The following is an 11,773-nucleotide window of genomic DNA, read 5'->3' as shown; positions in this document are numbered from 1 at the left end:
AAGCAAAGCATGCGCGAAAAATCAAGGTGATAATGTGAATTACATGGCTACATAGGACTACTAAAAAATTGCCGAACCCTACAACTGATGCGGGTTCCAGCAATTTCAGAAGCTAAAGCTGGGCCTAGGCCAATTCCTTGGCTATCCCGCCCGTCTAGCCATATAAATCTGGGAGTCGGGCAAGGTCCTGGCAGCATGCGTACTGGCCAGCAAGCGCACAGCCTGCTGATACCAGGCGACATAAAACAAGGAGGGAGACAATGGCAACATCGCAAGCGGCCCCCGCTCGGTGGGTCGACAGCAAGCGCTATCTGTGGCTGCTCGGAGCACTCACCATCACCTTGCCGCTGCACGCCGCCAATCTGGCGTTGCAGACCGGCTGGCATATCTTCTGGTGGTTCGGGCCGATTTTCGTGTTCGGCATTATTCCGGTGCTCGACTATGTGATCGGTGACGATCCGAGCAATCCACCCGAGGAAGTCGTCCCCACGCTCGAACGGGAGTGCTATTACCGTCGCGTGGTCTATCTCGCTACCTTCATCGAATACGTGTCGTTTTTCGGCGCGCTGTGGATCGTCGGCACGCACGCTCTGAGGTGGTACGACTATCTCGGCTTTGCGCTCTCGCTGGGCGCGGCGACCGGCGTGTCGATCAATACCGCGCACGAACTTGGCCACAAGACCGATGGCTTCGAACGATGGCTCGCTAAAATTACGCTGGCGCCGGTCGCCTACGGCCATTTCTTCGTCGAACACAATCGTGGACACCATGTGCGCGTGGCGACGCCGCCCGATCCGGCGAGCGCGCGCTATGGCGAATCGTTCTGGCGTTTTCTGCCGCGCACGGTGTTCGGCAGCATCGCGTCGGCGTGGCGCCTCGAGAAACATCGGCTCGAACGCCTCGGCAAGTCGCCCTGGACATGGCGCAATGAAGTCCTGCATTCGTGGGCGATGACTGTAATGCTGTGGGGCGCGATGATCGCGCTGTTCGGCAAAACGGTGATTCCGTTTCTGCTGATTCAGGCGGTATATGGCGCCTCACTGCTCGAAGTGGTCAATTATCTGGAGCACTACGGGCTCGGCCGTAAGCAATTCGCGAGCGGCCGTTATGAGCGCTGCCAGCCGCAGCACTCATGGAACAGCAATCGCATCGTGACAAATCTGTTTCTGTACCAGTTACAGCGTCACGCCGATCATCATGCGAATCCGACACGCTCTTATCAGGCGCTGCGTCATTTCGAGGGCGCGCCGCAATTGCCCTCCGGTTACGCGACCATGATCATGTTGGCGTATGTGCCGCCATTGTGGTTTCGCGTGATGAACCCGCGCGTGGTCGCGCATTATCAAGGCAATATGGCGCAGTCGAATATCCGGCCGGCAATCCGTGAGCGCGTGTTGGCGCAGTTTGCCGGCTAGCGTGGACTGCTTCATGCATAGAGAAAGCCGCCCGGGCAATGCCGGGCGGCTTTTTTGTCGAGCTTATCGAACAGCGGCAGCGTGGCTTTAACGCCGGTCGATTGAATACTTGCCGGGCCCGGTCACACACAACAGGAACAGTCCACCCATGATGCTGATGTTCTTGTAGAAGTTGATCATGTTTACGTACTGCTCCGCACCCGTCATGTTCCAGTAATGGTGGCCGATGATCGCCGTGCCGAGCGTATAGAGCGCCAGCAGCAACGCGAGCGGCCGCGTATAGAAGCCCACCACCAGCGCAATGCCCACCGCTAACTCCATCACGACGGCGATGACCGCCGACAGCTCAGGCACCGGCGCGCCGGTCGACGTCATATAAGTGACCGTGCCTGAAAAGCCGGTCAGTTTCGACCAGCCGAACATCACGAACAGCACCATCAACAGGATACGGGCGACAAGAATGACAGTGTCTTTCTGGTTTTCAAATAGCGTATAGCGCATGATTGTTCTCAGTAGGTAAGGAAGGGTGCGGCTCGCCGCACACGTTGCAGCGAGCCACGCTTAAGCCGGCCATGTCTATCGACAGGATCAGGCCACTTAAGCCCACAACTCCGACATTTCGATGTTACGCAGATCGAACACCAACACTTCTGCGTCGTGGCCTTGCGTGAAGGTCAGGGCTTCTTCGCCGCGGACCCGCGCGCCGTCGCCTTCGCCAAGTTCGACGCCGTTCACCGTGACGCTGCCACGCGCCACGTGAATATAAGCATACCGATTACTGGCCAGTTCGAGGCGCGCAGTTTCGTCTCCGTCGAAAAGACCGGCATAGACTCGTGCATCCTGTTGCAGCATCAGTGAGCCGTCCGCACCGTCCGGTGACATCACGAGGCGCAGCACACCGCGCTTCTGGTCCGCGCCGAAGTGACGTTGCTGATAGCGCGGCGCGGTGCCGTTCTGTGCCGGTGCAATCCAGATTTGCATGAAGTGCACGGGCTCGCTCTTCGAATGGTTGTATTCGCTATGTGCGACGCCGGTTCCCGCGCTCATCAACTGGATGTCGCCAGGCACGATCACCGAGCCGGTGCCCATCGTGTCCTTATGTTCCAGCGCGCCTTCCAGCACATACGAAAAGATTTCCATGTCGCGGTGCGGGTGCTTGCCGAAGCCTTGCGCCGGTGCGACGCGGTCGTCGTTGATCACGAGCAGGTCGGAGAAGCCGTTCTGCTTCGGATCGTGATAGCTCGCGAAGGAAAACGTATGACGCGAGCTGAGCCAGCCGTGCTCCGCGCGGCCGCGTTGATTGGCGTGTCTGATTTCGAGCATCGTATTTCTCCTTGGTTCTGTTGTGCGATCCGGCCAGATGTTGGTCCGCGATCCATGAATGACAGTGTAGGTCAATCAGGATGGCTATAATCGGATCTAAATGTGAAACACTGTCTCGCATAGGTAGACAATAAAATGCAACTCGATGACATGCGGATCTTCGTCGCCACGGTCGACGCCCATAACTTCACCGCGGCGGCCAAGCGGCTGGCGCTGTCGAAGCAGTTCGTCAGCCGGCGCGTGATGGCGCTGGAAGAGACGCTCGGCGTGCAACTGCTGATCCGCAATACGCGCAAGCTGGCCGTGACCGAGCTCGGTCAGGAATTCTATGAGCGCGCGCGGCGCATTCTCGGCGAGGTGGAAGACGCCGAGCAGGCCATGTCGCTGCGCCGCGCCGGGCCGCGTGGACTGTTGCGGGTCAGCGCGCCGATGTCGTTCGGGATGATGCATCTATCGCCGTTGGTGGCGAGCTTCCTGCGCGAGCATGGCGATGTGCGTTTCGATATGGAGTTGAGCGATCGCACCGTCGATGTGGTCGGTGAGGGCTTCGATATGGCGATCCGGATCGGTACGTTGCCGGATTCCACGTTGATCGCGCAGAAGCTTGTTGATGTCAGGATGGTGGCGTGTTGCAGTCCGGGGTATGTGCGGCGGCGGGGGGCGCCGGTTGTGCCTGCCGATCTGGCGCGGCATTCTTGCCTGTTGTATGGGCATGGTGGGGCTGTGAGTTGGGATTTTGTTGTTGATGGTGTTTTGAAGGGGGTTGAGGTGCAGGGGCCGCTGCGGGCTAATAATGGGGAGTTGGTTCGCGATGCGGCGGTCGCTGGGTTGGGGATTGTTCGGCTTCCTGATTTTATTGTTGCTGATGCTCTTAATAGTGGTTTGCTAGTGACTGTTTTGGAAGCGTTTTTGCCTTCGGCGGCTACTGTTTATGCTGTTTATCCGCAGCATCGGCAGAGCTCTGTCACCATTCGTGTCTTTGTTGAGTTTTTGCGGGAGCATTTGAGGAAGGGGTTAATGGTTTGATTTTTTTGCCTGCGCGGCGCTTGTGTCTGTATGCCTGCGGCGTTGGCCTTTGCTTGTTTTGTTATTGGTTTATTAGCGTTGCCCCTGTGCGGGGCGGCACCTACTTCTCTTTGCCGGCCGCAAAGAGAAGTAGGCAAGAGAAAGCGGCTCAAACCGCTAACTCTTAAGCGGGTCCCTCGCGCAGTTGCGGTAGTGGTGCATCTGGAATCCGTGCACTCGCACATTCGGCGTGAGTGACAAAGCCGTCATACCTCCGGCGGCGCTGCGCGCGCCGAAGCGCACTTCAAAAACCGGCCGCCGTGTTTGCGCTTTCGGCTTCGTCCGGTCAACGTTATTTGGAGGAGCGGCGACAGACTTTGTTGCTGCAGGCTAGTCGCCTTCCGCCTTCCGCCTTCCGCCTTCCTCCGAGTACTACGAATCGTGCACCGTGTACCGTACATCGGCCGCCGTCCGTAGTTCGCCGCTCGCTCTCGGACTTCCCGGCGGCTTACCCGTTCCGGAAAATGAAGCTGTAGGCATTCAGCGCCGGCACGCCACCCAGGTGCGCGTACAACACCCGTGAGCCCTCCGGGAATTCGCCGTTTCTCACCATGTCGATCATGCCGTGCATCGATTTGCCCTCGTACACCGGGTCGGTCAGCACGCCCTCAAGTCGTGCGCATAGGCGGATCGCTTCCAATGTCCCCTCGTTCGGTAAGCCATATTCGGGGCCGCCGTAGCGCTCGTCCAGTACCACGTCCTGGCTGGTGATGTCGCGTCCAAGGTCGACTTTTTCCGCAGTCTGCTTCGCGATTCGCGTGATCTGCTCGCGCGTCTGCGCCGGTTTCGCGGATGCATCGATGCCAATTACCCGCTCGGCGCGGCCGTCGGCGGCGAAACCCACTACCATGCCGGCCTGGGTGCTGCCGGTGACAGAACACACCACAATGTAGTCGAATTTGAAGCCCAGCTCGGCCTCCTGTTGGCGTACCTCTTCGGCAAAGCCGACGAAACCAAGTCCGCCCAGCGGATGGTCGGAGCAGCCGGCCGGGATCGCGTACGGCTTGCCGCCCGCGGCGCGTACGCTCTCCAATGCGTCCTCCCAACTCTTGCGAAAACCAATGTCGAAGCCGTCGGCCACCAGCCGGACATCAGCGCCCAGAATGCGCGACATCTGGATGTTGCCGACCCGGTCGTATACGGCGTCCGAATAGTTGACCCAGTTCTCCTGCACCAACACACACTTCATCCCCAGATGCGCGGCGACCGCCGCCACCTGGCGGGTCTGGTTCGACTGGATCCCGCCAATTGACACCAGCGTGTCGCAACCCTGCGCCAACGCCTCGGGAATCAGATACTCAAGCTTGCGCGTCTTGTTGCCGCCGAAGGCAAAGCCGCTGTTGCAGTCCTCGCGCTTCGCGTACAAATGCACCTTGCCGCCCAGGTGGTCGCTCAAACGCTTCAGCGGCTGGATCGGCGTGGGCCCAAAAGTTAACGGGTAACGAGGGAATCGTTGCAGGTTCATGGCAGCTCCGGAATGGTAGGTTCGACGCGAGCAGCAATCCGTCGCGCTAAACAAATGGTAGGGAAAAGCCTAGGAAATGAGCTTGCAAAGAAATTGCGTTCGGCATACTTTTAAAAATCCAGAATAGAGAATGGCTTAATAAAGAGCCAAATGGAAACCGATGAACGCAATAAAAGTTCGTGGCATCCAGGCCGCCGAGGCCGCAGCAGGCGCCACAACCGCGTCTGCGGAAGCCGATGCGCTTCACGCGCTTGATCGCATCGATCGGGCGATCCTGCGTCAGTTGCAAACCGATGCGTCGATTTCGAACGTCGCGCTAGCGGCCAAAGTCAAACTGAGCGCGCCAGCGTGTCTGCGGCGCGTCGAGCGGCTAAAAGAATCGGGGCTGATTCGCGGCGTCGTCGCGTTGATCGACCCGAAGGCGGCCGGGGCGGGCATGCTGGTCATCATCGGCGTGGTGCTAGACCGGTCCACGCCGGAGTCGTTTGCCGCGTTCGAGAAAGCGGCGCAGAAGGTGGCGGGGTGCATGGAATGCCACGTCGTGACCGGCGAGTTCGACTATTTCATGACAATCCGCACGCGCGATAGCGACAGCTTCAATCGTCTGCACGCGGAGCAGTTGCTCTATCTGCCCGGCGTCCGGCAAATCCGCTCGTTTATGGTGCTCAAAGAGATCCTGTCGACCACGAAATTTCCGCTGTAGCCGCCGCCGTCACGCAAAAAGACGCGCATGCTGTCATAAATACGCTTGCTGGCCGACTAAGTGTCGAGACCACTCGCGGGCGGCGCGATCAGCGCCTGAACGGGTGAACGGTACGGACTTTCCGGGACGATCATCATGACTTGCAGCAGACGGACATTCTTCAGGTTAATCGGCGCGGCGTCGCTCGCCAGCGGTACCGCAGCATGGCGCACGGCAGGCGCAGCCGAGTTGGGCGCGGCGGCAGCCTTCGAGGTCGCGCACAGCGACGCCGAATGGCACAAGCTCCTTACGGACGCGCAGTACCGCGTGCTGCGCGAAGCGGGCACGGAACGGCCATTCAGCAGCCCGCTGAACGACGAGCACCGCGTCGGCACATTCGCGTGCGCCGGTTGCGCACTGCCGCTGTTTTCGTCGAAGACGAAGTTCGATAGCGGCACAGGCTGGCCGAGTTTCTGGCAGCCGCTGGACCACGCGGTCATCACACGGACCGACAAGTCGTTCGGCATGACTCGCGACGAAGTCCTGTGCCGGCGCTGCGGCGGCCATCTGGGGCACGTTTTCGACGACGGCCCCAAACCGACCGGCCTGCGCTATTGCATGAACGGCCTCGCTTTAACTTTCACGCCCGCTGCGCGCGGCACAAGCTGATCGAATCAGGACGGATATCATGAACATCGAGAAACGCATCATCGGCAAACCGGCCCGCTCACGCGTGGCGGCCGTCGCGCTGTCGGTCGGGCTCGGCGCGCTGGCGCTGCTGCTGGCACAGCGCATGGCATTTTCGTCGGAAACCGGGGTTGTCATTGCGCCCCCCGCACTCGACGAGCCAATTTCCGCCACCACCGCGCACGAAGAAACCGCCGTGTTCGCGGGCGGCTGCTTCTGGGGCGTGCAGGGCGTGTTCCAGCACGTGCGGGGCGTCACGAAAGCCTTGTCGGGTTATTCGGGCGGCCAGCGCGACACCGCGCAGTACGAGACCGTTAGCGGCGGCGACACCGGCCATGCGGAATCCGTGCAGGTCACGTTCGACCCCACCAAGGTCACCTACGGGCAGTTGTTGCAGGTCTACTTCTCGGTGATTCAGGATCCGACCGAGTTGAACCGCCAGGGGCCGGACAGCGGCACGCAGTACCGTTCGGTGGTGTTCCCGCTGAATGACACGCAGCGGCACATCGCGCAAAGTTACATCGCGCAACTCGATAAGGCACACGCCTTTCCGGCACCGATCGTCACGAAGACGGAGCCGTTCAAGGGCTTCTATCCTGCCGAGTCATACCATCAGAACTACCTGACGCTGCATCCGAACTCCGCGTATATCGCCATCAACGATATGCCGAAGGTCGCAAACCTGAAGCGTCTATTTCCGAATCTCTATCGCGACAAACCTGTGCTGGTCGAAGCGGCGCAGTAAGCCGGCGCTATAAATCGGCGCGGTCCAGTAGCGCAAAAAAGCAAACTAATAAAGCAGCGCTACAAAGCGGCGAGCGCCGCGCCGGCGCTAATCATTCTGTTCCGGCGCCGCATGGCGCTGCGCCGGCCGTTTTTTTGTGGCTGTATTCTGCCTCTCATCATCGCCACGGCACGCTTGCCAGCGTCCGTCGGTCTGTCTTGCTATTCTGCTATCCGACCGGATCAAGACGATCCTGCTCAACTGGAACTGCGCCGGCTCATCGGCGACCAGGCCCGCATTTTGCTCGGGTGCGTGCGTCGGCCAATCGCTCGCACGTATCTTTTCGTATAAAAGCCCAACTTACGGGCTGGCACCAGGTTCGGACAGTGAGTTTTACCGGGCAATGCGCGTCCTCTGCTGAAAGAATTACATGCCGCGCGTAGCAATGCGGCGGTCGCCCGAATGTTTGCAATCCATTGCGGACCTCGGGTGAGAACCTCAATCCCTTCGCGATACGCGAGAACGGAGGCTTCTGGTGTTGATCAGCCGTAGAAAGCGGATCGGCAAGATTCGCAAAAAACAAACAAGCATCGCGGCAACATCTCTGGTCGCCGTGACCCTCGGCGGGCTCGGCGTCTTGCCGGGTTCGGCCTCGGCCCAAACCCCTTCGCCGTTGGGTGAATGGCAGTACTCCGTGGGCATTCCGCTGCAGAAGCTGTGGCAGCCGAATATTCCGGACTGGCAGGTGCGATTCGGCGCGGCGACGTCGTTCCAGCCGCGTTATGAGGGCTCCGACCGGTATCACGTGATGGCCGGACCGAGCATCGACGTGCGCTACAAGGACCTGTTCTTCTTCTCGAGCGGCGAAGGCCTTGGGGTCAACTTTGCGCAAGGGCAGAACTGGCGCGCGAGTCTCGCGGCCGTCTACGATCTCGGACGTCGCGGGCACGACGATCCGGAAGAGTTGAACGGCCTGGGCAACATCAATCAGGCGCCCGGCCTCAAACTCGCCGGGGAATATGTGGTGTCGAAAGATTTCCCGCTCGTGCTGCGCGCCGACATCCGCCGCTATTTCGGCGGCTCGAACGGGTGGATCGGCGATCTCGGCGCCTATATGCCGATGCCGGGCAGCACCAAAAAATTCTTCTGGTTCGCTGGGCCGAACGTGACGCTCGCGGACTCCAATTACATGAATGCCTGGTATGGTGTGAATCAGAATCAGGCGGCGCACTCGCAATACTCGGAGTATCACGCGAGTGCGGGTTTCAAGTCGGTGGGTTTCGGCGTTAGCCTGGTGTGGCTGTTCGACAAGCACTGGTTTGCCACTGCCGACGGCGCATTCGAACAACTGGTCGGCGGCGCGGGCAATAGTCCGATTACGCACAGTAGGGCCACTGGTGTGGCCGATATCTCCATCAATTACCGCTTCTGATGCAGCGTTTCGATGTTTGAGCCTTGGGACACCGTGCTGCGATGACGTTGGTGCGCGGTTTTTTTACAGGGCGATAGCGGTGTCTTTCTCAGTCGTTGCGCATACAACCAGGCCACCGCCCACGGAAAAGCAGACGTACTAGCGTGCCAGCCGTGCACCAAGAAAGTGAATCATCAGTGCCGCGACCTGGTCGACTGCTTCATCCAGCACAAAGTGCCCACCTTCAAGCACATGTACTTCGGCGCTGGGCACATTGCCGCGATACGCATGAGCGCCTTCCACTTCGAATGAAGGATCGTACTTGCCCCACACCACGAGCATGGGGGGCTGACGTTCCTCCAGATACCGCTGCCACAGTGGATACCGCTCGACATTCGTCCGGTAGTCGTAGAAGAGCTCAGTCTGAATATCGATCTGTCCGGGCCGCGATAGAAACGCAAATTCATCATGCCAGGTATCTGGATCGTAACGATCGACATTCGGACTACGTCCAACATGCCGCAACCGCGTCGACTCAAAAGAAAGCAGATTCGCGCGCAATGCCGCTTCATGCGTTGCGCGATCGTTCCAGAAGGCCTTGCGCGTTTGCCATAACGGACCGAGCCCCGCTTCGTGTGCAACGGCGTTTTGCACCACCAACGCCTCAATCCGCTCAGGGTTCGAAAGCGCGAGCCGGAACCCCACCGGACCGCCGTAGTCCTGCATCACCAGCGTATAGCGCTTCAGTCCCAGTGTATCGGTGAAACGTCCCATCACATCGGCGAGGTGGTCGAACGTGTACTCGAATACGTTGGGCGAGGGTGCGCTGCTGTGGCCGAAACCCGGGTAATCCGGTGCGATTAGCCGGTAATTTTGCGCGAGCAGCGGCATCAGCGTCTCGTACATTCGCGATGACGACGGGAACCCGTGCAGCAACAGAATCACCGGCGCATCGCGTGGTCCCGTTTCGCGGTAGAAAATGTCGAGATCGTCGATCTCGATGCTGCGATAGCGCATCCCAGTGCGTGTGGATGTCATGAGCATGCTCCTTCAGTGGTTCGTAAGATCGATCATGCGCCGCGCGAACTGTCGCGCAGATGGAGTCCCGCTGCCACGCCAAAAAAAACCAACGCGGCGGTACATACGCCCGGCCAGCCCCAACGCGCGAGCGTCGGCCCCGCAATGGTGGCGCCTATCGCGCTGCCGACGAAAAAGAGCCCTGTATAAAGCCCGTTTACCCGGCCACGTGATTCGGGCGCGAGCAGATTGATCGCGCGCCGGCCAAGCGCCTGATCGGCAATCACGCCACCGTCGAGAAAGAATGCAGCGACGGCCAGCATAGCGATCGATGTGGCGCGCGACACGCCGGAGGTCAACGCCAATGCCGCCATCAGCGCGGCCGCGATGGCGACCGCATGAGCAAGCATGCTGGCGCGTTTCGACCAGCCCCTGTCGCCGGCACGGCCCGCCAACGGTGCGATGAACACGCTACCGCCGCCGGCCAACGCAAAGAGCGCGACGGAGGTGCTGTTCAGACTGAGCGGCGCGCGCGTCAGAACGATGGCAACACTGCTCCAGAACGCATTGAAGCCGGCCATCAGCAGGCCCTGGTACAGCGCTCGCCGGCGCAGCACGGGCTCATGCGCGACTAACCGGACCATCGACGTCAACAACGCGGCATAGGGCGGCGCGCCGTGAGGGCGACTATCCGGCAAACGCGGCACCACGGCGAGCGTGACGGCGGCGAGCAACAGGGCATCGGCTGCGTAGAACGCACGCCAGCCGAGTGCGCCGCCGATCACACTGGCAAGCGGGCGCGACAACAGAATGCCGAGCATCAGACCGCTCATCACATTGCCGACGACTTTGCCGCGCGAAGCCGGTGGCGCGAGCGACGCGGCCGCGGGCACCAGCATCTGCACGACGCTCGATGTCACGCCGACGGCAAACGATGCCGCCAGAAACACCGGAGCGAGCGGCGCGATAGCGGCCAGCGCGAGACACGCGATCTGCGCGAACAGCGTCGCCGCAATCAAGGGCCGATTGGGCAAGCGGTCGATCAGCGGAACGAGCCCGACGAGGCCGACCGCATAGCCGAACAACGTCAATGCGGTGACGAGCGTGGTCCATGCGCCGAGATGCAGCGAGGCGTTGAGCGGGCCGATCAAGGTTTGTGACGCATACAGGGGCAGCACGGCGACCGCGACCATCGCCGCGAAGAGGGCGGTCGGAACGCTTTGTGCCGGTGGTGCAGCCGTTTGGGCCGCCGTCGGGCATTGAATCGTGGAAGAGTCCATCGTCGGGTTAGCCGTTAAGTGAAGTCGGATCGATGCTACTCTCACGTCAGACAAAGACAATTCGCACCGAATTGGATACATCCTCACGAAAAATGGGAGAATCGGCGATGGATGCCTTGCGCGATCTGGAAACCTTGGTGGCGATCGTCGAGGAGGGCAGTCTGACGAGCGCCGCGCGCCGGCTTGGCCGGTCGTTGCAGGCCGTCAGCCGGTCGCTGCAGGTGCTGGAGCGGTCGCACGGATCGACCTTGATCGTGCGAACCACACGTACTTCGCAACCGAGCGCGGCCGGCATGCGCTTTTACGAGCGCGTCAAAGGCGCGCTAACCGAACTCGAACTGGCGCGCACCGAACTGGCCGAGGAAGCGCACCGACTCACCGGCCGCTTGCTGATCAATGCACCGACGCTATTCGGACCGCAATTCGTCGCGCCGCTCGCCGCGGAGTTTTTGCAGCGTCATCCGCAACTGGAGTTGTCACTCGATCTGAGCGACGAGTATCGCGATCCCGTCGAAACCGGTGCGGATGTGACGATCCGCATCGGTGAAACGCCTGATTCGCGGCTGGTGGCGCGACGGATCGGCACGCTGCGGCGGGTGGTGTTCGCAGCACCAGCTTATCTTGCCGAACACGGCAGACCGTCGCATCCGCGGGATCTGGCGCGACACGCTTGTGTCGTTCGAACGGGTGTGCCCCATCCTGGG

Annotated in this window: 12 protein-coding genes; 7 read left to right on the top strand and 5 right to left on the bottom strand. The window is 60.5% G+C overall.

The features are described 5' to 3' along the window. The first annotated feature begins 260 nt into the window (after nt 1–260). A complete protein-coding gene (locus tag GNZ12_RS41515; protein WP_172318458.1) occupies nt 261–1,415 on the top strand; it encodes an alkane 1-monooxygenase in 1,155 nt (384 codons plus the stop codon). A gap of 87 nt (nt 1,416–1,502) precedes the next feature. On the opposite strand, the gene GNZ12_RS41510 is transcribed toward GNZ12_RS41515, so the two are convergent. Both GNZ12_RS41510 and GNZ12_RS41505 read right to left on the bottom strand, forming a co-directional pair. Further along, nucleotides 1,503–1,916 (bottom strand): DoxX family protein, encoded by a 414-nt coding sequence (locus GNZ12_RS41510; RefSeq protein WP_172318456.1) that lies wholly within the window; start codon nt 1,914–1,916, stop codon nt 1,503–1,505. Nucleotides 1,917–2,012: 96 nt separating this feature from the next. Then, nucleotides 2,013–2,738 carry a pirin family protein gene (locus GNZ12_RS41505; protein ID WP_172318454.1) on the bottom strand — a complete coding sequence of 242 codons (726 nt, stop codon included), beginning with the start codon at nt 2,736–2,738 and terminating at the stop codon, nt 2,013–2,015. Between the two features lie 135 nt (nt 2,739–2,873). On the opposite strand from GNZ12_RS41505, the gene GNZ12_RS41500 reads away from it, so the two are divergent. Continuing rightward, the gene (locus GNZ12_RS41500) at nt 2,874–3,764 is read left to right on the top strand and encodes a LysR family transcriptional regulator (RefSeq protein WP_172318452.1); all 891 of its coding nucleotides are present in this window, start codon (nt 2,874–2,876) and stop codon (nt 3,762–3,764) included. Between the two features lie 487 nt (nt 3,765–4,251). Here the strand turns inward: GNZ12_RS41500 and GNZ12_RS41495 are convergent, their stop codons facing one another. After that, entirely contained in the window at nt 4,252–5,268 is a 1,017-nt protein-coding gene (locus tag GNZ12_RS41495; RefSeq protein WP_172318450.1) for a 1-aminocyclopropane-1-carboxylate deaminase, read from the bottom strand. A gap of 160 nt (nt 5,269–5,428) precedes the next feature. Between GNZ12_RS41495 and GNZ12_RS41490 the strand changes: the two genes are divergently transcribed. The 4 genes from GNZ12_RS41490 to GNZ12_RS41475 all read left to right on the top strand — a co-directional run bounded on the left by GNZ12_RS41490 (nt 5,429) and on the right by GNZ12_RS41475 (nt 8,793). Further along, nucleotides 5,429–5,971 carry an Lrp/AsnC family transcriptional regulator gene (locus tag GNZ12_RS41490; RefSeq protein ID WP_172318448.1) on the top strand — a complete coding sequence of 181 codons (543 nt, stop codon included), beginning with the start codon at nt 5,429–5,431 and terminating at the stop codon, nt 5,969–5,971. Nucleotides 5,972–6,106: 135 nt separating this feature from the next. Continuing rightward, complete coding sequence (msrB, locus tag GNZ12_RS41485) at nt 6,107–6,619, top strand: peptide-methionine (R)-S-oxide reductase MsrB (protein ID WP_172318446.1); 513 nt, start codon at nt 6,107–6,109, stop codon at nt 6,617–6,619. A 19-nt stretch (nt 6,620–6,638) separates the two neighbouring features. Then, a complete protein-coding gene (gene msrA, locus GNZ12_RS41480) occupies nt 6,639–7,382 on the top strand; it encodes a peptide-methionine (S)-S-oxide reductase MsrA (RefSeq protein WP_172318444.1) in 744 nt (247 codons plus the stop codon). Nucleotides 7,383–7,896: 514 nt separating this feature from the next. Further along, entirely contained in the window at nt 7,897–8,793 is an 897-nt protein-coding gene (locus GNZ12_RS41475) for a MipA/OmpV family protein (protein WP_172318442.1), read from the top strand. Between the two features lie 138 nt (nt 8,794–8,931). On the opposite strand, the gene GNZ12_RS41470 is transcribed toward GNZ12_RS41475, so the two are convergent. Both GNZ12_RS41470 and GNZ12_RS41465 read right to left on the bottom strand, forming a co-directional pair. Then, nucleotides 8,932–9,810 (bottom strand): alpha/beta fold hydrolase, encoded by an 879-nt coding sequence (locus GNZ12_RS41470; protein WP_172318440.1) that lies wholly within the window; start codon nt 9,808–9,810, stop codon nt 8,932–8,934. A gap of 32 nt (nt 9,811–9,842) precedes the next feature. Beyond that, complete coding sequence (locus GNZ12_RS41465) at nt 9,843–11,069, bottom strand: MFS transporter (protein WP_172318438.1); 1,227 nt, start codon at nt 11,067–11,069, stop codon at nt 9,843–9,845. 107 nt (nt 11,070–11,176) lie between these two features. On the opposite strand from GNZ12_RS41465, the gene GNZ12_RS41460 reads away from it, so the two are divergent. Beyond that, nucleotides 11,177–11,773, top strand: a 597-nt coding sequence (locus tag GNZ12_RS41460; RefSeq protein ID WP_172318436.1) for a LysR family transcriptional regulator, incomplete at its 3' end; no start/stop codon positions are given.

This window comes from Paraburkholderia solitsugae, assembly GCF_013177695.1.
GTDB lineage: Bacteria > Pseudomonadota > Gammaproteobacteria > Burkholderiales > Burkholderiaceae > Paraburkholderia > Paraburkholderia solitsugae.
The sequence above is the reverse complement of the archived record's forward strand: the minus strand, read 5'-3'. Positions and strand labels throughout refer to the sequence as shown.